At 73.4% G+C, this 22,933-nt stretch carries 19 protein-coding genes; 5 read left to right on the forward strand and 14 right to left on the reverse strand.

Translation table 11 applies throughout. The features are described from left to right. Nucleotides 1-86: 86 nt before the first annotated feature. The 7 genes from sigJ to ppdK all read right to left on the reverse strand — a co-directional run bounded on the left by sigJ (nucleotide 87) and on the right by ppdK (nucleotide 9,143). Complete coding sequence (gene sigJ, locus ABZ801_RS07965) at nucleotides 87-1,040, reverse strand: RNA polymerase sigma factor SigJ (RefSeq protein ID WP_360694337.1); 954 nt, start codon at nucleotides 1,038-1,040, stop codon at nucleotides 87-89. Next, entirely contained in the window at nucleotides 1,013-1,408 is a 396-nt protein-coding gene (locus ABZ801_RS07970) for a GtrA family protein (RefSeq protein ID WP_360694340.1), read from the reverse strand. The genes sigJ and ABZ801_RS07970 overlap by 28 nt, the downstream gene beginning before the upstream one ends. A gap of 151 nt (nucleotides 1,409-1,559) precedes the next feature. Then, nucleotides 1,560-2,774: an MFS transporter gene (locus tag ABZ801_RS07975; RefSeq protein ID WP_360694343.1), complete on the reverse strand. Its 1,215-nt coding sequence runs from the start codon at nucleotides 2,772-2,774 to the stop codon at nucleotides 1,560-1,562. Between the two features lie 118 nt (nucleotides 2,775-2,892). Then, on the reverse strand, nucleotides 2,893-4,119 hold the full coding sequence (locus tag ABZ801_RS07980; RefSeq protein WP_360694346.1) for an FAD-dependent oxidoreductase: 1,227 nt from the start codon (nucleotides 4,117-4,119) through the stop codon (nucleotides 2,893-2,895). Between the two features lie 161 nt (nucleotides 4,120-4,280). Next, nucleotides 4,281-5,537, reverse strand: coding sequence for a deoxyguanosinetriphosphate triphosphohydrolase (locus tag ABZ801_RS07985; RefSeq protein ID WP_360694349.1), 1,257 nt, complete (start codon nucleotides 5,535-5,537; stop codon nucleotides 4,281-4,283). A 33-nt stretch (nucleotides 5,538-5,570) separates the two neighbouring features. Continuing rightward, nucleotides 5,571-6,308, reverse strand: coding sequence for a YdcF family protein (locus tag ABZ801_RS07990; protein ID WP_360694352.1), 738 nt, complete (start codon nucleotides 6,306-6,308; stop codon nucleotides 5,571-5,573). A gap of 129 nt (nucleotides 6,309-6,437) precedes the next feature. Beyond that, nucleotides 6,438-9,143, reverse strand: coding sequence for a pyruvate, phosphate dikinase (ppdK, locus tag ABZ801_RS07995; RefSeq protein WP_360694354.1), 2,706 nt, complete (start codon nucleotides 9,141-9,143; stop codon nucleotides 6,438-6,440). A gap of 318 nt (nucleotides 9,144-9,461) precedes the next feature. Between ppdK and ABZ801_RS08000 the strand changes: the two genes are divergently transcribed. Further along, the gene (locus tag ABZ801_RS08000; RefSeq protein ID WP_360695663.1) at nucleotides 9,462-11,339 is read left to right on the forward strand and encodes a glycoside hydrolase family 15 protein; all 1,878 of its coding nucleotides are present in this window, start codon (nucleotides 9,462-9,464) and stop codon (nucleotides 11,337-11,339) included. A 209-nt stretch (nucleotides 11,340-11,548) separates the two neighbouring features. On the opposite strand, the gene secD is transcribed toward ABZ801_RS08000, so the two are convergent. From secD to ABZ801_RS08020, 4 genes are all read right to left on the reverse strand, one after another. Beyond that, entirely contained in the window at nucleotides 11,549-13,816 is a 2,268-nt protein-coding gene (gene secD, locus ABZ801_RS08005) for a protein translocase subunit SecD (protein ID WP_360694357.1), read from the reverse strand. Between the two features lie 75 nt (nucleotides 13,817-13,891). Then, complete coding sequence (locus tag ABZ801_RS08010) at nucleotides 13,892-14,377, reverse strand: hypothetical protein (RefSeq protein ID WP_360694360.1); 486 nt, start codon at nucleotides 14,375-14,377, stop codon at nucleotides 13,892-13,894. Between the two features lie 138 nt (nucleotides 14,378-14,515). Then, on the reverse strand, nucleotides 14,516-15,664 hold the full coding sequence (locus tag ABZ801_RS08015) for a cation:proton antiporter (protein ID WP_360694363.1): 1,149 nt from the start codon (nucleotides 15,662-15,664) through the stop codon (nucleotides 14,516-14,518). Between the two features lie 151 nt (nucleotides 15,665-15,815). Further along, a complete protein-coding gene (locus ABZ801_RS08020; RefSeq protein ID WP_360694366.1) occupies nucleotides 15,816-16,241 on the reverse strand; it encodes a hypothetical protein in 426 nt (141 codons plus the stop codon). A 162-nt stretch (nucleotides 16,242-16,403) separates the two neighbouring features. Here ABZ801_RS08020 and ABZ801_RS08025 point away from each other — a divergent pair, with 162 nt between their 5' ends. Beyond that, on the forward strand, nucleotides 16,404-17,081 hold the full coding sequence (locus ABZ801_RS08025) for a hypothetical protein (RefSeq protein ID WP_344950100.1): 678 nt from the start codon (nucleotides 16,404-16,406) through the stop codon (nucleotides 17,079-17,081). Nucleotides 17,082-17,219: 138 nt separating this feature from the next. Here ABZ801_RS08025 and ABZ801_RS08030 read toward each other — a convergent pair whose 3' ends face one another. The 3 genes from ABZ801_RS08030 to ABZ801_RS08040 all read right to left on the reverse strand — a co-directional run bounded on the left by ABZ801_RS08030 (nucleotide 17,220) and on the right by ABZ801_RS08040 (nucleotide 20,801). Further along, on the reverse strand, nucleotides 17,220-18,608 hold the full coding sequence (locus ABZ801_RS08030) for a glycine--tRNA ligase (protein ID WP_360694369.1): 1,389 nt from the start codon (nucleotides 18,606-18,608) through the stop codon (nucleotides 17,220-17,222). A gap of 266 nt (nucleotides 18,609-18,874) precedes the next feature. Further along, entirely contained in the window at nucleotides 18,875-20,296 is a 1,422-nt protein-coding gene (locus tag ABZ801_RS08035; RefSeq protein WP_360694372.1) for a glycoside hydrolase domain-containing protein, read from the reverse strand. Nucleotides 20,297-20,516: 220 nt separating this feature from the next. After that, the gene (locus ABZ801_RS08040) at nucleotides 20,517-20,801 is read right to left on the reverse strand and encodes an antibiotic biosynthesis monooxygenase family protein (RefSeq protein WP_344950093.1); all 285 of its coding nucleotides are present in this window, start codon (nucleotides 20,799-20,801) and stop codon (nucleotides 20,517-20,519) included. A gap of 55 nt (nucleotides 20,802-20,856) precedes the next feature. Between ABZ801_RS08040 and ABZ801_RS08045 the strand changes: the two genes are divergently transcribed. The 3 genes from ABZ801_RS08045 to ABZ801_RS08055 are packed head-to-tail and all read left to right on the forward strand — an operon-like array spanning nucleotide 20,857 to nucleotide 22,933. Further along, entirely contained in the window at nucleotides 20,857-21,162 is a 306-nt protein-coding gene (locus ABZ801_RS08045; protein ID WP_360694375.1) for a DUF6703 family protein, read from the forward strand. A 32-nt stretch (nucleotides 21,163-21,194) separates the two neighbouring features. After that, entirely contained in the window at nucleotides 21,195-22,196 is a 1,002-nt protein-coding gene (locus ABZ801_RS08050; RefSeq protein WP_360694378.1) for a metal ABC transporter substrate-binding protein, read from the forward strand. Further along, nucleotides 22,193-22,933 carry a metal ABC transporter ATP-binding protein gene (locus ABZ801_RS08055; RefSeq protein WP_360694381.1) on the forward strand — a complete coding sequence of 247 codons (741 nt, stop codon included), beginning with the start codon at nucleotides 22,193-22,195 and terminating at the stop codon, nucleotides 22,931-22,933. Before ABZ801_RS08050 ends, ABZ801_RS08055 begins: the two co-directional genes overlap by 4 nt.

Consider the following 22,933-nt stretch of genomic DNA (forward strand, 5'->3'; position numbering starts at 1 on the left):
CAGTCGAAGCGCGGAGTCATCACGAAGGCCCCCGGTACCGCCGGGGGCCTTCCCCTTTTCCGCGCGGGTGCCCGGGAACGAGCGGTTCAGGCGACGTGGCGGAGACCGGCGAGCTTGTCGGGGTTGAGCACGCGGCGGACCGCGGTGACGCGGCCGTCCGCCACCTCGATCATGTCGGCGCCGACGAGCTGCCCGTCGCGGTACACCAGCAGCCCGGGCTCGCCGTTGATCTCGGCGGGCACCAGGCGGAACGCGAACTTGGCGGCCACCCGCACCAGCACCGTCGCCACCCGCCCGGCCCCGGCGATGACCTTGCGGGCGGCGAACGCCCTGCCGCCGCCGTCGGTGACGTAGGTGGCGTCCGGATCCAGCAGCGCCAGCAGTTCGGCGCCGTCGCCGTTCTGCGACGCGGCGCGGAAGGCTGCCAGCACCCGCTCGTGCTCGGCCCGGGAGGCCCGCCGCCTCGCCGTGGCCGACGGCCCGGCGGCGGCGATCTTGCGTCCGGCCCGCGAGGCGAGCTGGCGGCACGCCGCGGGCGTCCTGCCCAGCGCCTCGGCGATCTGCTCGTACGGCACATCGAACGCCCGGCGCAGCACGAACGCGACCCGCTCGGGCGGCGAGAGGCGTTCCAGCACCATCAGCATGGCGACGCCGAGGGTGTCGTCGACCAGCACCGGCTCGGCCGCGTCCGGGCCGGTCAGCAACGGTTCGGGCAGCCACGGCCCGACATAGCTCTCGCGCCGGGCGCGGGCCGAGGTCAGCAGGTCGTACGCCCGCCGGGCGGCCACGGTGACCAGCCAGGCGCGCAGGTCGCGGACCTCGTCCAGGGACCCGGCGGCGGCCGCGCGCAGCCACACGTCCTGGGTGACGTCCTCGGCGTCGGCCACGCTGCCGGTGATGCGGTACGCCGCGCCGAACACCGCCGGGCGGTGCTCGGGCCACTCGGCGTCCAGCCGCGCCCGCGCCGCCGCGTCCGGCGCCTCGTCCCGCGCCGGGGGCCGCGGCGCCGGGGTCAGGCGGCGGCCGGGGTGAACACCCATTTGCGGTACGACCAGTAGCGGAACGCCGACGCCAGCGCCAGCCCCACCAGCAGGCCGGCGTTGTAGGCGACGCCGCCGTGCAGGCCGAGCGTGTAGTAGGTGAAGCCGGTGCAGGCCACCTGGATCAGCAGGCCGACGCCGTTGAGCCCGAAGAAGATCGCCACCTCGCGGCCGGAGCCGGTGCTGTCGCGGTGGCGGAACGTCCAGAACCGGTTGGCCAGGTAGGACACCAGCGTCGACAGCATGGTGGGCAGCACCACGCTGGTGACCGGGCCGCCGCCGTGCAGGTGCCGCAGGACGTTGGCCCCGACGATCATGATCACCGTGCCGATGAACCCGACGAACCCGAAGGTCAGCAGTTCGCGCACGAAGCGATACCGGCGCGAGGCCCTCGACCTCCCGTCCGGGGCGCGGTCCGCCAGCGCCGCTTGGCCCGGCCGCGACCGCCGCATGGTGTTCACTCGCCCAGACCTTACCGGAGGAGGCATCGCCGTCCGACCTCCGGCCCCGGGAAAAAGATCAACGTGCGGCCGTGGCGGTGGCGCGGGCGGACAGCAGGATCGCCGCGACGAGCGCGACCGGGACGCACAGGGCTCCGGTCAGCCCGACCCCCTGCGCCACGAACCCGATGACCGGCGGGCCGCCCAGCAGTCCCAGGTAGCCGACGGCCGTGACGCGGGAGATGCCGTGGGCGGCGGGCACGCCCGGCAGGTTGCCCGCGGCGCTGAAGGTGACGGGTGCCACCGGCGCGACGCCGATCCCGAACAGCGTGAACCCGACGATCGCGGCGACCGGGTGCCCGGCCGCCAACCCCAGGCCCAGCCCGAGCGCCGAGATCAGGGCTCCAGCGCGCAGCACCCGCACCGGCCCGTAGCGCGCCACGATCCTGTCGCCCGCCAGCCGTCCCACCGTCATCGCGACCGCGAACCCGGCGTAGCCCAGGCCCGCGATGCCCGCTCCGGTGTCGAGGGTCTCGCGCAGGTAGACGGCGCTCCAGTCGGCCATCGCGCCCTCACCGACGAACGAGCACAGCCCGATGAACCCCAACAGGGCCAGCATGCGCCGCGCGCCGCGCACCGCGTCCGCTCCGGCCTTCCGCGCGGACGTCCCGGAGGGAGCGTCGTCCCCGGCCGCGCCGGCGGAGTCGGGCAGCTCGTCGGCGGAACGGTCCAGCAGTCCCTGGCAGCCCGCGAGCACCAGCACCGCCAGCACGACCGCCGCCACCGACAGGTGCACCGGCACGGGCACGTCCAGATGCGCCAGCCCTGAGCCGACCAGCGCCGCCACCAGGGTGCCGACGCTGTACGCGCCGTGCAGCCCGGACATGATCGGCCGGCCCAGGCGGCGTTCGATCGCCACGCCCTGGGCGTTCATCGCCACGTCCATCAGGCCCAGCGAACCGCCGAACAGCACCAGCGCGGCGACCAGCGCGCCCAGGTTCCCGGCGAGTCCCATCGGCACCAGCGCGAGCGCGGCCGCCGCCCCGGCCGCCACGGTCGTGGCGCGGCTGCCCCAGCGGGCGACGATCGCGCCGGCGAAGCGCACCGCCACGACCACCCCGGCGGGGGCGCCGAGCAGCGCCACGCCGAGAGCGCCCTCGCTCAACCCGAGGTGTTCCTTGACCTGCGGGATACGCGCCACCCACGCCGAGCCGACCAGGCCGTGCGCGACGAACGCGATCGTCACCGCCAGCCGTGCCCGGCCGAGCGTCCCGGCCGCCGTCCGTGTCACCACAGGCCGACTGTACGTGACTCACCCGATATTTGCGATCTTGCCGGATGGTGAGATCTTCGCCTCGCCGAACGGCCCCGCCACCGCGCCGGAACGGCCCCGCCACCGCGCCGGAACGGCGCTACAGCAGCTCCGCCAGGGGCACCTTGGGGTCGGCCAGCCGGGCCCGGTCGACCGGCTCGCCGGACCGGATCAGCGCCTGGACGTCCCGCGTGACGTCCCACACGTTGACGTTCATCCCGGCGACGACGCGGCCGCCGGCGAGCCAGAACGCCATGAACTCCAGCCCCGCCACGTCGCCCCGGTAGACCACCTCGTCGTACTCTCCGGGCGCGGCCACGCCGGACAGCTCCATGCCCAGCTCGTACTGGTCGGTGAAGAAGTAGGGGACGCGGTCGTAGGACACCTCCTGCCCGAGCATGGCCCGCGCCGCGGCCGGACCGCCGTTGAGCGCGTTGGCCCAGTGCTCCACGCGCAGCCGGCGGCCGAGGAGCGGATGGTAGGCCGCGGCCACGTCCCCGGCGGCGAAGATGTCGGGGTCGGACGTGCGCAGCGACTGGTCGACCAGCACGCCGTCCGACACCTCCAGGCCGGCGCGCTCGGCCAGCGCCGTGTTGGGCCGCACGCCGATGCCGACGATCACCACGTCCGCGGGGATCTCCGCGCCGCCCGAGGTCACCACCGCCGACACCTGCCCGGCGCCCCAGAACCCCGCCACGCCCTCGTCCAGCCGCAGGATGACGCCGTGCCTGCGGTGCAGGTCGGCGAACAGCCCGCCCACCTCGGGGCCGACCGCGGCGTGCAGCGGCGTCGGCTCCGGCTCGATCACGGTGACGTCGTTGCCGTAGGCGCGGGCCGCGGCCGCCGTCTCCAGGCCGATCCACCCCGCGCCCGCCACCACCACGCGGCGCCCGCCCGGGGCGATCGCCTCGCGCAGCGCCGCCGCGTCGGCCAGCGACCGCAGGTAGTACAGGCCCTGCAACCGGGATCCGGGCACCTCCAGCCTGCGCGGGGACGCCCCGGTGGCCAGCAGCAGCCGGTCGTAGCCGATCTCCTCGCCGCTGGCCAGCGTCACCCGGTGCCGGGACGGGTCGACCGCGGTGGCCGCCATGCCCAGCCTGAGCTCCACCCCGTTGTGCTCGTACCACTCGCGCTCGTGGACGTGCGTCTTCTCCCTCGGCTCCTGGCCGAGCAGGAAGCCCTTGGACAGGGGCGGCCGCTCGTAGGGACGCTCGATCTCCTCGCCGATGAGCACCACGCGTCCCCGGTACCCCTCCCCCCGCAGCGTCTCGGCGGCCTTGGCACCGGCCAGGCTCGCGCCGACGATGACGATGGTCTCCTCGGGCATGGCGACCTCCTGCGCGTGGGCGTCTACTTACGTCCTTACTGCTGTGCCCCGAACGAGACAAGGGCCACCCGCCGGTATCCCAAGGAAGAATCCACGCGACGAAGAACCGACCGTTTCGCCCTTTTTGCCGCCGAGTGCCGCTGGACGCCGTCCGTCCTGCGCTACTCGCCGCGTCCGGACAGCGACCTGTGCCGCGCGATCGCGGAGGTGTCGGTCAGGGAGGCGATCTGGTCGACGACGGCGCGCAGCCGGGCCGCGTCGTCGGCCGCCTCGACGAAGGCGGCGCGGAACGCCGGGTCGAGCGTGCCGGGCGCGCCGCGCAGCACCAGCTCGGCCAGCTCGGTGATCAGCTCGCGCTGGCGGGCCCGGACGGCCTCGTGGCTGATCCACACGTAGTGCGCGGTGACGCCCTTGAGCAGCGCGCACTCCAGCCGCTGCGCGCGCGGCACGATCAGGTCGGCCCCGTACCGGGTCAGCGGACGGTCGCCGTGGGCGGCGCGGGTGGCGTCCTCGGCGGCCACGCAGAACCGGCCGATCAGCGTGCTGGTGAGGTTCTTCAGCGCGGCCAGGGTGCGGGGGGTGCCGTCGTAACGGTCCGGCCAGTACGGCTCGGCCAGCAGCCCGGCGAAACGCTCCTCCAGCTCGCTCAGGTCGGCGTCCTCGCAGTACAGCTTGCGGGTGGTGGCGCACACCAGGCGGCGCTCGGCCGGGTCGGCGAGCCGGTCGAAGTCGACGTGCCCGGCGACCAGCGCGTCCTCCAGGTCGTGCACCGAGTACGCGACGTCGTCGCTCCAGTCCATGACCTGCGCCTCGAAGCAGGCGCGTCCGGCGGGGGCGCCGTCGCGCACCCACCGCGCCACGGGGAGGTCGTCCTGGTAGACGCCGAACTTGCCGTTGACCGACTCGTCCTGCGTCCACGGGTACTTCATGGCCGCGTCCAGGGCGGCGCGGGTGAGGTTGAGGCCGACGCTGCGGCCGTACAGGGGCGGGCCCGGGGGCGCGAACGACTTGGGCTCCAGCCGGGTCAGCACGCGCAGGCTCTGCGCGTTGCCCTCGAAGCCGCCGCAGTCGCGGGCGACCACGTCGAGGGCGGCCTCGCCGTTGTGCCCGAAGGGCGGGTGCCCGATGTCGTGGGCCAGGCAGGCGGTCTCCACCAGGTCGGGGTCGCAGCCCAGGGACTTGCCGAGCTCCCGCCCGACCTGGGCGCACTCCAGCGAGTGGGTCAGCCGGGTGCGCAGGCTCTGCACGTGGTCCTCGGCGTGCGCGCCCGGCGAGGCCACCTGGGTCTTGGCCGCCAGCCGCCGCAGCGCGGCGCTGTGCAGCACCCGGGCCCGGTCGCGTTCGAAGGCTGTGCGGTCACGGCGCTTGGGCGGCTCGGGAGCCCATCGCTCCCGGTCGCGATCTGCATAGTTCCTCATCGCCCCATCCAGGGTAGGCCGCGCGCGGCGCCGTCACCCGCTGGGCGTGGTCACGATCGTCTCGCTGGGCACTCCGACGCTCTTGCCGAACAGCACGTACGACAGGTAGCCGCCGGTCTCGCGGACGATGTAGTGGAACTGCGTGTCGCGGGTCTGCACGCTGGGACCGCTGCGGGTCGGGGACGCGGCCGCCTCGATGCCGTTGTCGCTCGCCATCCGCTTGGACCGCAGGCCGTGCCAGGGGTCGGTGACGATCACGCCGGTGTGCCAGCCGCGCCGCTCGTACTCGCGGCCCACCGCCTTCATGCTCTCCAGCGTGTCGCTGCCGAACGGCACGGACACCACCCGGTCGGCGGGCACCCGGCCGCGGTTCACCAGCCACCGCCTGCCCGAGTCGGCCTCGGTGTAGTTGTCGCCGGGCTGCTTGCCGCCCACGGTGACGATCACCGGCGCCACTCCGTGGCGGTACAGGTCCAGGGCGTGCTGCAGCCGCCACTGCAGGGTGGGCGAGGGCACGCCGTTGTACTGCGCCGCGCCGAGCACGATGATCGCGTCGGAGCGCGGCCGCTCGTCCTGGCGGGCCTGGTACCAGACGCGCCAGGCCACGGTCAGCGGCGTCAGCACGGCCACGGCCAGCAGCCCGAGCACCACGCTCACAGTGATCACGAACCCGCGGGAGCGGCGGCGGCGGGCGCGGGGCTCGCGCTCCTCGCTCTCGTCGTCCGGCCCCTCCGGGACGTCGGGGCCGGGCAGCTCCATCTCCAACGTCATCGCACTCGACACGTTAGTTGAGACGGCCGGGCGCGCGCCGCCGTTCCGTGCCGTTTCCGCAGGGCGATCCGGCCGGCGTCCGGGTAGGGCGAGGCCGCCGGCCGCCGGTCCCCCGGCTGCCGGGCCCGGCTAGCGGCTGTCGGAGCCGGCGGAGGAGATCGCGGCGCGTCCCGCCTCCAGCCGCGCCACCGGGACGCGGAACGGCGAGCAGGACACGTAGTCCAGGCCGACCTCGTGGCAGAAGTGCACCGACTCGGGGTCGCCGCCGTGCTCGCCGCAGATGCCCAGCTTCAGGTCGGGCCGGGTGGCGCGGCCCTCCTCGACGGCGATGCGCACCAGCCGTCCGACCCCCTCGCGGTCCAGCGTCTCGAACGGGGAGACGCCGAAGATGCCCAGCTCCAGGTAGCGGCCGAAGAACGCGGCCTCCACGTCGTCGCGGGAGAAGCCCCAGGTGGTCTGGGTGAGGTCGTTGGTGCCGAAGGAGAAGAACTCGGCGGCCTCGGCGATCTGCCCGGCGGTCAGCGCCGCCCGGGGCAGCTCGATCATGGTGCCGACCAGCGCGGGCACGTCCACGCCGGTGTCCTCGCGCACCTCGGCCAGCACCCGGCGGGCCTCGTCGCGCACCGCCTCCAGCTCCTGGACGGCGCCCACCAGCGGGATCATGACCTCCGGCCGCGGGTCGCCGCCCGCGGCGCGCCGCCGCGCGGCCGCGTGGGCGATCGCACGGACCTGCATCGCGAACAGCCCGGGAATCACCAAACCCAGGCGCACGCCCCGCAGTCCCAACATAGGGTTCTCTTCGTGCAGCCGGCGGACGGCCTCCAGCAGCCTGCGGTCCCGGGGGTCGGCGTCGCCGCCGGCCAGGGCGACCTTGACCGCCAGCTCGGTGAGGTCGGGGAGGAACTCGTGCAACGGGGGGTCGATGAGCCGGATCGTGACCGGCAGCCCGTCCATGGCTTCGAGGATGCCCTCGAAGTCGGCGCGCTGGAGCGGTTCCAGCGCCTCCAGGGCGGCGCGCCGCTCGTCCTCGGTCTCGGCCAGGATCAGCTGTTCCACCAGGCGGCGGCGGTCGCCGAGGAACATGTGCTCGGTGCGGCACAGCCCGATGCCGGCCGCGCCGAAGCGGCGGGCCCGCGCGGCGTCCTCGGGCGTGTCGGCGTTGGCGCGCACGCCCATGCGCGCCCGCGCGTCGGCGTGCTTCATGATCCGGTGCACGGCGTGGACGAGCTCGTCGCCGTCCTCGGCGGCGGCCTCGCCGGGGCTGAGGGTGCCCTCGAAGTACCGCACCACCGGGGAGTCCTCGACCGGCACCTCGCCCAGGTAGACCTTGCCGCTGGTGCCGTCGATGGAGATGACCTCGCCCTCCTGGACCGTCACGCCGCCGGGCGCGGTGAAGCGGGCGGCCCGGACGTCGACGTCCAGCTCCTCGGCGCCGCACACGCACGTCTTGCCCATGCCGCGGGCCACGACGGCGGCGTGCGAGGTCTTGCCGCCGCGGGAGGTGAGCACGCCCCTGGCCGCGACCATCCCGGCCAGGTCGTCGGGGTTGGTCTCGCGCCGTACCAGGATGACGTCCTCGCCCTGCTCGGCCAGTTCCACGGCCCGCTCGGAGGAGAAGACGGCCTTGCCGACGGCGGCGCCGGGCGAGGCGTTCATGCCGGTGGTCAGCAGCTTGCTCCCGTCGGCCTGCGCCTCGTCGAAGCGGGGGAACATCAGCTGGGCGAGCTGGTCGCCGGTGACGCGCGCCGCGGCCTCGTCGTCGTCGATGAGCCCCTGGTCGAGCAGCTGGCAGGCGATGCGGAACGCGGCGGCGGCGGTGCGCTTGCCCACCCGGGTCTGGAGCATCCACAGCTTGCCGCGCTCGATCGTGAACTCGATGTCGCACATGTCGCGGTAGTGGTTCTCCAGCGTCTCCATGATCCGCAGGAGCTCGGCGTAGGAGCCGGGGTCGATGCGCTCCAGCTCGGTCAGCGGCACGGTGTTGCGGATCCCGGCGACCACGTCCTCGCCCTGGGCGTTCCGCAGGTAGTCGCCGTAGACGCCCTGGCGGCCGGACGCGGGGTCGCGGGTGAAGGCGACGCCGGTGCCCGAGTCCATGCCCATGTTGCCGAACACCATGGCGACCACGTTGACGGCGGTGCCGAGGTCGGCGGGGATGCGCTCCTGGCGCCGGTACAGGATGGCGCGGGGCGCGTTCCACGACTCGAACACCGCCTTGATCGCCAGGTCCATCTGCTCGCGCGGGTCGGCGGGGAAGTCGCGTCCGGCGTGCTCGCGGACGATCTCCTTGAACGTGCCGACCAGGCCGCGCAGGTCGCCCGCGTCCAGGTCGACGTCCTCGTCGGTGCCCTTGGCCTTCTTGGCGGCCTCGACGGCGTCCTCGAACAGGTCCCCGTCGACGCCCAGCACGGTCTTGCCGAACATCTGGATGAGCCGCCGGTAGGAGTCCCAGGCGAAGCGCTCGTCGCCCGCCTGGGCCGCGAGCCCCGCCACGGACTCGTCGTTGAGGCCGATGTTCAGGACGGTCTCCATCATCCCCGGCATGCTGTACTTGGCCCCGGACCGTACGCTGACCAGCAGCGGGTCGTCGGGCTGGCCGAGCCGCTTGCCCATGGCGTCCTCCAGCGCCGACAGGTGGCGGCCGATCTCCTCGGCCAGCCCGCCGGGCAGGGTCCCGTGCTCCAGGTAGTGCCGGCACGCCTCGGTGGTGATGGTGAACCCCGGCGGCACGGGCAGGCCGAGATTGGTCATCTCGGCGAGGTTGGCGCCCTTGCCTCCCAGCAGATCCCGCAGGTCCTTGTTGCCTTCGGTGAAGTCGTACACCAGCTTCGGCACGGGGCCCTCCTTCGCGGTCCGGTCCTGCCGCGTGGCGCGCGGCCAGGTGGCGGGCGGCGGGCTCACCGTGGCCGGGAACGGACCCGGGCACCACCGATATGAGGCACGCCGCCCTGTTTGCCGGGACTGTACCCGCGATGGACGCGCACGCTCGTCACTCCGTTACGCTGCGTGCGTTTGCGCAGGTGGAGCCGGTCACAATGGTCTATTCCAATAAGGACATTCCAGACACACAACCAAGGAAACACGGCCGTCACATGGTCTACGCACCGCAAGCGAGAGGGAATCATGGAAAGAGGAGGTGAGGTTGTGAGGCCGATGGTCGCCGGTGGCCGGGCGGGAGACCCGTTCGCCCCGATAGCCGACTTCGGGTTCCTGTCCGACTGCGAGACGACCGCCCTGGTCGCGCCGAGCGGCAACATCGAATGGATGTGCCTGCCCCGGATGGACTCGCCGAGCGTGTTCGGCTCGATACTGGACCGCGACGCCGGATACTTCCGGGTCGGCCCCGCGGGCGTGGAGGTGCCCGCCGCGCAGCGCTACATCCCCGGCACCATGGTGCTGGAGACGACCTGGTGGGTCCACGGCGGCTGGCTGGTGGTCACCGACGCGCTGCTCATGGGCCCCTGGCACCACGAGAACGAGCGCTCGCACACCCACCGGCGCGCCCCCACCGACTACGACGCCGACCACGTGCTGCTGCGCATGGTGCGCTGCGTCAACGGGCAGGTGCAGGTGCGGCTGGACTGCATGCCCGTGTTCGACTACGGGCGCGCCCCCGCCCAGTGGTCGCACAACGGCCTCGGCTACCACGAGGCCGTCGCGCGCGGCAACGGCGTGTCGCTGCGCCTGACCAGCGACATGAACATCGGCTTCGAAGGTTCGCTGGCCACCGCCCGCACCCTGCTCAAGCAGGGCGACGCGCGGTTCGTGGCGCTGTCGTGGAGCGAGCACGAGCCCCCGCACAGCTACGAGGAGGCGCAGGAGCGCCTGGTCTGGACGGTGCACCACTGGCAGCACTGGCTGGACCGCGGCCGCTTCCCCGACCACCCCTGGCGCAGCCACCTGCAGCGCAGCGCCCTCACCCTCAAGGGCCTGACGTTCGCGCCCTCGGGGGCGGTGGCGGCCGCGGCGACCACGTCCCTGCCGGAGAGCCCGGGCGGCGACCGCAACTGGGACTACCGCTACACCTGGATCCGCGACTCGACGATGGCGCTGTGGGCCTTCTACACCCTCGGGTACGACTGGGAGGCCAACGACTTCTTCTACTTCATCACCGACGTGGCCGAGGCCGCCGAGGGCAAGCTGCAGATCATGTACGGGCTGGACGGCCGCGAGGAGCTGCCCGAGTCCACGCTCGACCACCTGTCCGGCTACGACAACGCCCGTCCGGTGCGCATCGGCAACGAGGCGTACATGCAGGCCCAGCACGACGTGTGGGGCGCGATCATCGGCTCCATCTACCTGTTCGTGCGCAAGCGGGACCGGCTGGACGACCGGCTGTGGAAGATCGTCGTCAAGCAGGTCGAGGACGCGCTGGCCAACTGGCGGCTGCCGGACTGCGGCATGTGGGAGGTGCGCGGCGAGCCGCAGCACTTCACCTCCTCCAAGGTGTTCTGCTGGGTGGCGGCCGACCGCGGCGCCCGGCTGGCGCGCATCCGCGGCGACTTCGCCATGGCCGAGCGCTGGCAGCGGGCGGCCGACGAGATCCACGCCGACGTGCTGGCCAACGCCCTGGACGAGCGCGGGGTGTTCACCGCCCACTACGGCGCCACCGCCCTGGACGCCTCGTCGCTGCTGATCCCGCTGCTGGGCTTCCTGCCCGCCGACGACAAGCGCGTGCGCGAGACGGTGCTGGCCATCGCCGACGAGCTGTCCGAGGACGACCTGGTGCTGCGCTACCGTCCGGCGGAGACCGACGACGGGTTCTCCTCCGACGAGGGCACGTTCACCATCTGCTCGTTCTGGCTGGTCAGCGCGCTGGTGATGATCGGGGAGCTGGAACGCGCCAAGGCCCTGTGCGAGAAGCTGCTCTCCTACGCCAGCCCGCTGCAGCTGTACGCCGAGGAGATCGATCCGCACACCGGCCGCCACCTGGGCAACTTCCCCCAGGCGTTCACCCACCTGGCGCTGATCAACGCCGTGATGCAGGTGATCCGCGCCGAGGACCACGAGCGCCAGCCACCGCTGGCCTGACACCGACGCCGTGGCCCGGGACTCGAACCCCCGATCCGGGCCACGGTCAAGGGACGATGCCGACGCCGGCAGTCACCGTCCGTTTCAGAGGCGAACAGATCGTCGGCGATCTTCGGCTTGAATGACGTAGAGCGTCAGCAGGTCCAGGTGTCCACCCGGCGGCCCGCGGAGGGGCGCCGGGTGGACGACGAACCTGAACGACGACGGACCTAGACGACGGCGCCCGAGTCGCCGGACTGGCGGGCGGGACGGCGCGGTGCCTTGGACCGGGGCGCCGGAGTGCTGCTCCGCCCTTCGAACACGATCGCCAGCGGCGTGGCGGTGAACACGCTGGAGAACGTGCCGACGATGATGCCGACCAGCAGGGCGATGGCGAAGTCGGTGAGCGAGTCGCCGCCCAGCAGCGCCAGCGCGGCCAGGATGAAGATCGCGCCCATGCCGGTGTTGACGGTGCGGGGCACGGTCTGCAGGGCGCCCCGGGCGGCGAGGCGGGCGAACGGCGCCTTGGGGTCGTTGCGCCACAGCTCCCGGACGCGGTCGAACACCACGACCGAGTCGTTCACCGAGTACCCGATGATCGTCAGCAGGGCGGCCAGGAACACCCCGTCGATCGGCTTGCCGAGCCAGGCGAACACCCCGGTCACCACGATGATGTCGTGGAACATCGCCAGCACCGCGCCCGCCCCGAACGTCCAGCGGAACCGGATCGCCAGGTAGGCCAGCTGCACCACCAGCGCCACGGCCAGCGCGATCAGCGCCTTGCGGCGCAGCTCGTCGCCCAGGGTCGGGCCGATCAGCTCGTCGCGCTGCTTGGTGACGGAGCCGCCCTTGGCGGCCAGCGCGTCCCGGATCCGCTTCTCCTCGGCGTTGCTGAGGTTCTCGGTGCGCACGGAGATGTCGTCGGTCCCGGACGTCTGCACGACCGCGCGCGGGAACCCGGCGGAGGAGACGGCGGCGCGGGCGTCGTCGATGTCGACCGTGCGGCTGGTGGAGTACTCCACCAGCCGGCCGCCGGTGAACTCCACGCCGAAGTTCAGCCCGCGCACGAAGATCCCGGTGAGCGCGACCGCCACCGACAACGCGGAGATGCCCAGCCACAGGCGGCGGTGCCGCATCAGGTCCGGGTCGCGGCGGTCCAGCCAGGCGCGCAGGCGGCCGACGGCGCCGAGGCCGGTCAGCCCCGGGCGGCGGGCGATCATCCGGCGGGCGACGGCCGACTCGGTGAGGAAACGGCTGAGCAGCATCGCCGACACCATCGAGGCCAGCACACCGATGGTGAGGGTGACGCCGAAGCCGCGCACCGGGCCGGACGCCAGGAAGAACAGCAGCCCGGCGGCCAGCAGGGTGGTGACGTTGGAGTCGGCGATCGCCGACCAGGCCTTGTCGAAGCCGGTGGACAGGGCGGCGCGAACGCCGCGCCGGGGCGCCGCCCGGTATTCCTCACGGGCCCGTTCGAAGGCCAGCACGTTGGCGTCGATGGCCATGCCGACCGCGAGCACGAATCCGGCGAGTCCGGGCAGGGTGAGCGTCGCGCCCATCATGACCAGCGCGGCGTAGGAGATCAGGGCGTAGCAGGCCAGCGCGACGGCGGCCAGCGCGCCGACCAGCCGGTAGACGGCGATGATGAACAGGCCGGTGAGCGCGACGCCGATGACGGCGGCCTTCCAGCTCGCCTCGATCGCCGCGTCCCCCAGGGTCGGGCCGACCACCCGCTGCTCGATGATCTTCACGGGGACGGGCAGCGAGCCGCCCTGGATGAGGGCGGCCAGGTCGCGGGCCTCGTCGGCGGTGAAGTCCCCGGTGATCTGGGTGGAGCCGCCGGTGATCCCCACGTTGCACGGCACGTCCGTGGTGACCTGCGGGGACGAGATGACCCGGCCGTCCAGGACGAAGGCGATGCGGCGTTCGTCCCCGGTGGCGCAGGCGGCCCGGGCGGTGATGCGCTCCCAGGTGCCGCCGCCGCTGCCGCGGAACTTGACGGTGACGTACCAGCCGCCGAGGTTCTGGGTGTCGAATCCGGCCTCGGCCGTTCCGATGCCGTCGCCGGTCAGGGCGGCGGGGCCGACGAGGATCTGCCCGCCCTGCTCGTCGGGCAGCAGCCGTTCGTCCTTGCCGGGGCTGCCGTCGTTGACGCGGACGGGGTGGGCGGTGAGCTGCGCGGTCTTGCCGATGACCTCGGCCGCCTGGGTGGGGTCCTGCACGTCGGGCAGCTCGACGATGATGCGCCGGTCCCCCGACCGGGTGAGCGACGACTCGGCCACGCCGAGGGCGTTGACGCGGCGTTCGAGCACCTGGCGGGCCCGGTCGGTGGACTCGGCGTTGGCCTTGGCCTGCGGCGAGTCCTGGGTCTCCAGCACGATCTGGGTGCCGCCGCGAAGGTCCAGGCCGAGGCGGGCGGGTTCAGTAAGAGCGAAGAACAACGACGCGGCGAGCACGGCGACAGACAGCAGTGCCCGCACCGCGTTGGCGCGAGACAAGGGAATACCTCCACGAGGAGTGCGGCGCCCGCCCGTGGTGGGGCCGCGGAGCACCGGCGTGCGCCGGTCGTCAGGTCAGGTCAGCTGGGTCGTCGTGGAGGACGGAGGGGCGCGGCCGCGTGCGGCCGATCCCCAGGCGGACGTCGCGCGCGGCGCCCGCTCGGAGGGACGTGCGCCGGCCCGCGGCCGCGGGCCGGGCGCGAGGGCGTCCGGCAGGACGGCCGCCAGGGGCGCCCCGGAATGCGGTGCGCCGAGGTCACGTGCGGCGGCCGCCGCTTCGCGGGCGCGGGGGCAGCCGTGGACGGCGCACTGCCGGGTGTGCCGGGCGGCCGCGGCCGGAGCGGCCGACGATCTGCCGCGGACCGTACCGCCGGGCCCGGCCCCGCCGGGTGCCCCGGGCGGCCCGGACGGCCCGCTGCGGATGACGGGACTCGCCCCGGCGGCCGCGGGAGCGGCGCCCGCGGCCGCCGGGGTGACGACGAGTCCGAGCAGGCCCAGGGCGACGACCAGGAACCGCGACAGCCGTCCGCGCTCGTCGGACAGGGGAGCATAGCGGCGCACGCGCGTCTCCTCCCGTCGGCGGTGGCTGGGCGAGGCCCCTGGGCATGCTCTCGGACCGGCCTTCGGGCCGGTCCCCGGTCCGGCCACGTTAACCCATCGGGCCGGTCGCGGGAACGACGCCGCACGGGTCCTCCCGGATCATTTCGCGGCCGGTTCGGGGGCGGGCCGGGCGGGGAACCACCGCTCGGGCAGCAGCCGGGCCAGCCGCTCGGAGCGGGTGGCGACCAGCGGACCGGTGATGGCCAGCACCAGAACGTAGGCGGCGATGAACGGCGCCAGGCGGGGGTCCAGCCCGGCCCCGGCCGCCAGCGCGGCCAGCACCAGGGCGAACTCGCCGCGCGACAGGATGGTCAGCGCCACGTTCGTCGAGCGTTCGCGGTCGAAGCCGTGCAGCCGTCCGGCCAGCAGCCCGGCGACGCAGTTGAACAGCACGGTGAGCAGCACCGCGATCGCCACCGGCAGCGCCACCGACGCCACGTCCCCGGGGTCGATGGACAGCCCGAAGGAGAAGAAGAAGATCGCGGCGAAGGCGTCCCGCAGCGGGTGCAGCAGGCCGCGGATGCGCTCGGCGGAGCGGGTGGCGCCCAGCACCAGGCCGATCATGAACGCGCCGATCGCGTCGGAGACGCCGAACTCCTCGGCGATCCCGGCGGTCAGCACCGCGCAGCCGACGAAGGTGACGACGAGCAGTTCGTCGTCCTTGATGTCGACCAGGCGGCCGACCCAGCGGGCGCCCCAGCGGGCCACCGCGAACAGCACCAGCAGGAACGCCAGCGCCTTGCCGAAGGCCAGGGCCGCCGTCGCCAGGTCGCGCGCGCCGGCCAGGATCGGCTGGATCGCCGCCAGGTACAGGGCCAGGAACATGTCGTCGACCACGATGAGGCCGAACACGAGCTTGGTCTCGGGGTTGCCGAGCCGGCCCAGGTCCACCAGCAGCTTGGTGACGATGGCGGACGAGGAGATGCCGATCACGCCGGCCAGCACGAACGCCTCGGCGCCGCCCCAGCCGAGCACGAACCCGAACGCCAGCCCGCCGCCGACGTTGAGCAGCAGGTACAGGGCGCCCGCGGCGACCAGGCGCCCGCCGCCCTGGACCAGGTCGTCCAGGTGGAACTCGAGGCCCAGGTAGAACAGCAGGAACACCAGGCCGAGGGCGGAGACCAGTTTCAGGTCGGCGGGGTTCTCGAACAGTGCCAGGCCCGGGGTGTGCGGGCCGAACAGGATCCCGGCGAGCATGAACAGCGGGATGGTGGGCAGGCCGATCCGCACTCCGACGCGCGCCAGCACGCCTGCCGCCAGGAACGCCCCGCCCAGTGCGATGAGAGCTTGGGCAAGAGAAATGAGAGCCTCCAGGGGTTTTTCACGGCCGCGGCCGCCCCGGATGTGAGGGCATACCGCGGCGATCCGGCGCCCAAGGCGACCGGACGGAAAAGAATCTTTAAAACCCCGTGTCGGAGGGTGGTGCCCGCGCCGGACGGTCGTGCGCGGGCAGCCGATCGGGAGGGGCCCCGGAGTCGGGCGGGAGGACGGGTCGTCCGCGGCGCGTCAGGAGGGCCGGGTCGTCCGCGGGCGGCGTGGTCGCCAGGGGCGCCGTGCTCGGCGGCGCCGGACGGTCCACGGACGCGCTCGCGGCCTGGGTGTGGTTGACGAGGAAGACCGCACCGGTCTCGGCCCGGCTCGACGGGGCGTGCTCGGCGACCGCCGCCGCGGCGACGATGACGGGACGCTGCGCGGCGGCGGCGACGTGGTGCGGGGCCGGTGGGGCGGAGCCGGTGCCGCCCGCCTCGTAGACCAGCCCGAAGAGGGCGGCCAGGAAGATCAGGAACGCCGCCGGCGACACCGGCACACGACGTCGCCCGCGCACGCTCCCCCTTCCGCCGGTTTGTCTGGGTTCCCCCTTACCTTACGTGAACCGGCCGGTGTCCCGTTTCGGCCACTTTGTCCATGAAAGAGGTCATTGCCCGGTTGCAAAAGGCGAATTACTCTCGCGTTCACCCACCCCCCGCAACCGGAAGGAGCAAGTCCGGTGGTGCATCTCAGACGGACCGCGGTCCTCGGTGTCGCGTCCCTGGCCGCCCTCGCCCTCGCCGTCCCCACGGCGTCCGCCGCGACGACCACCATCCGCAAGGGCTCCGCCGCCGCCGCGCCCTACTCCGGCAACGTCCGGGCGTCCCTGCTCGGGACCGCCTCGGTCACCACGTCCCTGGGCACGGGCAGCTGCAACCAGTCGACGATGACCGGGTCGATCCAGTCCAACGGCACCGGCCTGGCCATCAACTCGGCGAGCTTCGCCACTGACGGCGGCCCCTGCAGCGGCTCCATCTCCTCCACCATCACGCCGGAGAACTTCCCGTGGTCCGGCGGCAGCGTGGTCTACGACACCGCGCACACCGGCGGCCGCGACGCCGCGGTCACCATCGCCAACTTCCGCGTCCGCGCGGTGGTGAACATCTTCGGCGGGATCACCTGCATCTACGGCGGCAACCTGACCGCCAACGGCTTCAACCCCGACAACCCCGCCCGTGGCGACACCACCGTGGCCGAGGCGCAGGTCGGCGTGCGGAACGCCACAGTCAACAAGATCAGCAGCGGCAGCAACTTCCTCTGCCCGTCCACCGCGACGGTCACCGCCAACTACAAGCTGCTCGGCGAGACCACCGCCGGGTCGGGCACCTACGACCAGAAGCTGTACGTCACCCAGTGATCCGGACCGGGTGATCCCGGACACGACGCGGGGCCGCGCCCTCCCCCACCGAGGGCGCGGCCCCGCCGCCGTTCCCGGACGCCCGGCGCGTGCGGCGCGTCCGGCGCGTCCGGCGCGTCCGCGTCGCGGCTCCGGCCGTCAGCAGCCGACCAGCTGCGCGGCCAGGAACGACTCGACCTGCGAGATCGCGATGCGCTCCTGGTTCATCGAGTCGCGCTCGCGCACCGTCACCGCGTCGTCGTCGAGGGTGTCGAAGTCGACGGTGATGCAGAACGGCGTGCCGATCTCGTCCTGACGGCGGTAGCGGCGGCCGATCGCGCCGGCGTCGTCGAACTCCACGTTCCAGTGCCGGCGCAGCCGCGCGGCCAGGTCGCGGGCCTTCGGGGACAGGTCGGCGTTGCGCGACAGCGGCAGCACCGCGGCCTTGACCGGGGCCAGCCGCCGGTCCAGCCGCATCACGGTGCGCTTCTCCAGCTTGCCCTTGGCGTTGGGCGCCTCGTCCTCGGCGTAGGCGTCCATCATGAACGTCAGCGTGCAGCGGTCGACGCCCGCCGCGGGCTCGATCACGTACGGGATGAACCGCTCCCCGGCCTCCTGGTCGAAGAACGACAGGTCGGCGCCGGAGGCCTTGGAGTGGGTGCTCAGGTCGTAGTCGGTGCGGTTGGCGATGCCCTCCAGCTCGCCCCACTCGCCGCCGACGAAGTCGAACCGGTACTCGATGTCGACGGTGCGCTTGGAGTAGTGCGACAGCTTCTCCTGCGGGTGCTCGTACAGCCGCAGGTTCTCCTTGCGGATGCCGAGGTCGGTGTACCAGCGCATCCGCTCGTCGATCCAGTACTGGTGCCAGTCCTCGTCGGTGCCGGGACGGACGAAGAACTCCATCTCCATCTGCTCGAACTCGCGGGTCCGGAAGATGAAGTTGCCCGGCGTGATCTCGTTGCGGAACGACTTGCCGATCTGGCCGATGCCGAACGGCACCTTGCGCCGCGCCGACTGCTGGACGTTGAGGTAGTTGATGAAGATGCCCTGGGCGGTCTCGGGCCGCAGGTAGGCCAGGCCGGACTCGTCCTCGACCGGGCCGAGGTAGGTCTTGAGCAGCCCGTTGAACATGCGCGGCGCGGTGAACGAGCCCTTGACCCCGCAGTTGGGGCAGGTCACGTCGGACAGGCCGCCCTCCGGGACCCTGCCGTGCTTGTCCTGGTAGGCCTCCTCCAGGTGGTCGGCCCGGAAGCGCTTGTGGCACGACTGGCACTCGGTGAGCGGGTCGACGAACGCCTGCACGTGGCCGCTGGCCTCCCACACCTCGCGGGCCAGGATCACGCAGGAGTCAAGGCCGACGACGTCCTCGCGGCCCTGCACCATGGCCTTCCACCACTGGCGCTTGACGTTGTTCTTCAGCTCGACGCCGAGCGGGCCGTAGTCCCAGGAGGCGCGCAGCCCGCCGTAGATCTCGCTCGACGGGTAGACCAGGCCCCGCCGCTTGGCGAGGTTGACGATGGTGTCCATCACGTCGGAACGGCGTGCCATATGCGTTTCTCCATCCGGCTGGCGGTCGGCGGGTCTTTGTCGTACGCCCCGGCCCCGTCCGGGCGGCGGGCCGTCGCGGCGGGTCGGGGCGAGTGCGATCCCCGTTGGTGGTGGCGGAACGCGGCGGGCGGCGGCGGACGCGGCGGCCCGGGCGCTCCGAGGTTCTCCAGCTTAGGGCAACCGCGGTGGCCCCCGAGCATCACCCCGGAGACCCCGCAGGTCAGGGCCCTGAGACCAAAGATCGTCGGCATGGCCGCGGGCACCGGTCAGTAGACCCGGCCGTCGACCATGTTGCTGTCGATGTTGATGGTGACGCCGCCGTGCGTCTCCCGGTGGCCGCCCCGGTACTGCTTGATCCGGTTGTGCGGCGGCCACCAGTGGCGGGGCATGTACGGGCAGTCGTAGGGGTCGGTCCTGCCGTCCCAGTGCGCGAACCAGACCGCCTTGGGCTTGCTCATGCCCCGGGCACTGCCCACGTCGCGGATGCCCGACCCGGCGCTGCTGTAGAAGCCCGGTACGTAGCCGAGCCTGCGCATCGTCCTGGTCCAGTTGTGCAGGAAGTTCAGCACGGCGTCGCTGCACCAGGCCCGGCGGTGGTCGTACACCTCCATGTCGAAGTACACGGGGTTGCGGCGCGGGATGCCGAGGGCGCGGGCGCGGCGGACCGCGTCGCGGGCGGCCAGGCGCCCCTCCTCGGCGGCGTCCTCGGGGGCGAAGCGCTGCTGGTAGCGCGTGCACGGCGCCTGCAGGCCCACGTACGTCGGGATGAGGCGGTATCCCATCCGGCGGACGTTGCGCACCCACGACCGGTTCAGGTTGGGCTGCGCGCAGGCGCGCGCGGCGCCGCCGATGTACATGTTGGCGACCTTGTACGACCTGCGCCAGGCGGCCATGGCGGCCAGCGACGGCGCGGTGCAGGTGTCGAAGCCCTTGCCCCGCACCCACCGCTTGCGCGGCTTGTGCCCCCGCGGCTTGTGCCCCCGGGGCTTGTGCGGCCGGGGTTTGTGCGCCCGGGGCTTGCGCGGGCGCGGCTGGTCGGTCCGGGGCACCGTCGGCTCCGGCGTGGACGGCTGCAGCCACGGCAGCAGCTCGTCCAGCAGCGACGGCACGAAGTCGTCCGGCGGCGGGTCGGCCGCCGCCGCGCCCGGACCGCGCGCCCGGTGTGCGCGCGCCCAGGCCGGGGTCAGCAGGGTGCCGCGCAGGACGCGTTCCAGCTCCGCCGGGTCCGCGCCGTAGGTGCCGTGGATCCGCACGCCCGCCTCGGGCAGCCGCAGCAGGGCCTCGTGGTCGGGGTCGCGCGGCACGGTGTAGCGCGCCAGGCGGTCGGGACGCAGGGCCCGGGTCCGGCGCTGCCGCGCGTCCGGACCGGCGTCGACGGGCGCGACGTGCAGGGCCTCGGTGCGGCCGACGGCGCGGGCGGGGCAGTCGGGTTGCGGGCCGGGACGTCCCAGGTAGATCGCGTGCCGGTCGAACCGCACGCAGCGGGTCGGGTCGCGGTCCAGCCAGTGCACCTCCCAGCCCGCGGGGACGGGGACGCGCACCCCCCGGTACTCGACGACGCGCAGGCGGCCGGCCGCCGCCCCGGCCTGCCCGGCCTCGGCCCGCGGGACGGACGGCCCGACGGCCGCGACGAGGGAGGCGACCATCGTCGCTCCCAGCAGTCCCGTGAGCACGGCGGCATGGCGCATCCCAGCTCCCCTCGGTGACCCGGCCGCGCGCCGGGGCCCCGTCCCCGCCCGGGACGGGCTCGGCCCGGACGCCGGTGCGTGCCCCGGCTCCCCCGCCGGCCGGCATGATCGTGACGCGGCAGTGATCGCCCGCCTCGCCGGACGCCAAACGGCGCCCGGAAGATCCTTTCCGAGGGCTTTCCCAACTGCGGGAAACTTCCGGCCCCGGCCGCCGGCGGGCTCAGCGGGAGGTGATGACCTCGTAAGCGCCCGGTTCGTCGACCGCCATCGCCGCCAGCGGGATGAACCGCACGCGCACGTCGTACGCGCCGAGGGCGCGCCGGTAGTGGCCGGCGCCGTCCCACTCGGTGACCAGAGCCCACAGCGTCGGCTCGTCGACGGTCCGCGCCAGCCGTCCCGAGCGGTAGCCGGGGCTGGCGGCCAGGGCGTCCAGGACCTGGCCCATCTGCTCGGCGAACCCGTCGGACTGCTCCTCGGGCACGCGGTACCGGGTGATGGCGATCATGCGGTCATCCTCCCAGCCCGGGCGCGTCCGCTCGCGCTCGGCGTAGGTTGGGGGCGTGCGGACTGGGAGCGACTCCTCGGGAATACGGGCGACGATCGAGCAGTTGAGCGCCACGCCGGTGGTCTTCCTGCACCGGCTGCCCCGCTGGGTGCTGCTGGCGGCGGTGTTCGGGCTGCTGGTGGTCGGCATGGCGGGCACCGGCTGGGTGGGCGCGGCCGGGCTGCTGGTGCTGCTGGCGGTGATGGCGTGGTTCGCCTACCTCAACTGGCCGGTACTGGACGGCTCGGCGCGGGCCCTGCGCGTCGCCGCGATGGTGCTGTTGGCGGCATTCGCCGCGGGTCACCTGTTTGGTCGGTTTTGACAATCGTTTTCATCTTCGTCCACACTTGAGGGGTGTTCGCCTCTCGTACCCCCGTTCGCGCGCTTCGTCGCGCCGTCCCCCTGACCGCCGTGACCGTGGCCGGGCTGCTCGGCCTGACCGCCTGCGGAGGCTCCGACGGCGCCGCCACCACGGGCGGCCGGGGCGGCGGTACCGAGGTGGTCGCGTCCTTCTACCCCATGGCCTGGCTGGCGCAGAAGATCGGCGGCCCGGACGTGTCGGTCGCCACGCTCACCAAGCCCGGCGCCGAGCCGCACGACCTGGAGCTGACCCCGCGGCAGGTGGTCGACATCGGCGAGGCCGACTTCGCCGTCTACGTCAAGGGCGTGCAGCCCGCCGTCGACAAGGCCGTGGACCAGCACGCCAAGGACAAGTCGCTGGACGCCGCGAGCGCCGTCAAGACGCTGCCCGCCCCGTCCGGCGAGGACGGGCACGACCACGAGCACGGCCACGACGAGGGCCACGGCGAGAACGAGCACGGCCACGAGTCGGAGGTCTCCTACGACCCGCACGTGTGGCTGGACCCCAGCCGCATGGCCGCCATCACCACCACGCTGGGCGACCGGCTCGCCGCCGCCGACTCCGCGCACGCGGCCGGGTACAAGTCCCGCGCGCAGGCGCTGGCGACCGAGCTGAACCGCCTCGACCAGGCGTTCCGGGACGGGCTGAAGTCCTGCCGGCGCGACACGATCGTCACCGCGCACGCCGCGTTCGGCTACCTGGCCGACCGGTACGGCCTCAAGCAGGTCTCCATCGCCGGGGTGGACCCGTCCAACGAGCCGTCCCCGGCCCGGCTGGGCGAGCTGAGCCGCGAGATCAAGGCCGCGGGCGCCACCACCGTGTTCACCGAGACGCTGGTCAGCCCGAAGGTGGCGCAGACCCTGGCCCGGGAGGCGGGCGTGCGCACCGCCGTCCTGGACCCGGTGGAGGGCGTCAAGGAGGGCTCCGGCGACGACTACATATCGATCATGCGCCGGAACCTGGACACGCTGCGACCCGCGCTGGAGTGCTCATGACCCCCGCCCCGCCCTTCCAGATGACCGGCGGCCGCGTCCGGTTCGACGGCCGCGAGGCGCTGCGCGGCGTCGACCTGCGGGTCGGCGACGGGGAGTTCGTGGCGGTGCTGGGCGCCAACGGGTCCGGCAAGTCCACCCTGGTGCGGGCGCTGCTCGGGCTCGTCCCGCTGTCGGGCGGGCGCACCGAGATCTACGGCGCCCCGCCCGCCCGGTTCCGCGACTGGAAGCGGATCGGGTACGTGCCGCAGCGGCTGCCGATGGGCGGCGGCGTGCCCGCGACCGTCCGCGAGGTCGTGGCGTCCGGCCGGGTGGCCCGGCGGTCGCGCTGGCGGCCCGCCTCGTCCGCCGACCGGGCCGCCGTGGACGCCGCGCTGCGCGCCGTCGGCCTGGCCGACCGGGCGCGCGACTCGGCGCACCTGCTGTCGGGCGGCCAGCAGCAGCGGGTGCTGATCGCGCGGGCGCTGGCGGGCGAACCCGACGCGCTGGTGCTGGACGAGCCGACCGCGGGCGTCGACGCCGCCAGCCAGGAGAGGCTGGCCGCCGTCCTCGGCGACCTGGCCCGCCAGGGCCGCGCGGTGGTGCTGGTGGCCCACGAGCTCGGGCCGCTGGAGCCGCTGGTCGACCGCGCCGTCGTCCTGGAGCACGGCCGCGTCGTGCACGAGGGCGCGCCGCTGACGCCGACCTGGACGGCGCACGCGCACGCCCCCCATGGTGAGATCGAGATGAGAGCCGGCTGA

The sequence above is a fragment of the Actinomadura sp. NPDC047616 genome, assembly GCF_040642915.1.
Taxonomy (GTDB): Bacteria; Actinomycetota; Actinomycetes; order Streptosporangiales; family Streptosporangiaceae; genus Spirillospora; species Spirillospora miaoliensis.

What these genes read in the sequence shown, in the direction of transcription:
- sigJ (WP_360694337.1), bottom strand. Translation starts at nt 1,040, where the DNA reads ATGGGTGTTCACCCCGGCCGCCGCCTGACCCCGGCGCCGCGGCCCCCG.
- ABZ801_RS07980 (WP_360694346.1), bottom strand. Translation starts at nt 4,119, where the DNA reads ATGCCCGAGGAGACCATCGTCATCGTCGGCGCGAGCCTGGCCGGTGCC.
- ABZ801_RS07985 (WP_360694349.1), bottom strand. Translation starts at nt 5,537, where the DNA reads ATGAGGAACTATGCAGATCGCGACCGGGAGCGATGGGCTCCCGAGCCG.
- ABZ801_RS07990 (WP_360694352.1), bottom strand. Translation starts at nt 6,308, where the DNA reads ATGACGTTGGAGATGGAGCTGCCCGGCCCCGACGTCCCGGAGGGGCCG.
- ABZ801_RS08000 (WP_360695663.1), top strand. Translation starts at nt 9,462, where the DNA reads ATGGTCGCCGGTGGCCGGGCGGGAGACCCGTTCGCCCCGATAGCCGAC.
- ABZ801_RS08030 (WP_360694369.1), bottom strand. Translation starts at nt 18,608, where the DNA reads ATGGCACGCCGTTCCGACGTGATGGACACCATCGTCAACCTCGCCAAG.
- ABZ801_RS08035 (WP_360694372.1), bottom strand. Translation starts at nt 20,296, where the DNA reads ATGCGCCATGCCGCCGTGCTCACGGGACTGCTGGGAGCGACGATGGTC.
- ABZ801_RS08040 (WP_344950093.1), bottom strand. Translation starts at nt 20,801, where the DNA reads ATGATCGCCATCACCCGGTACCGCGTGCCCGAGGAGCAGTCCGACGGG.
- ABZ801_RS08055 (WP_360694381.1), top strand. Translation starts at nt 22,193, where the DNA reads ATGACCCCCGCCCCGCCCTTCCAGATGACCGGCGGCCGCGTCCGGTTC.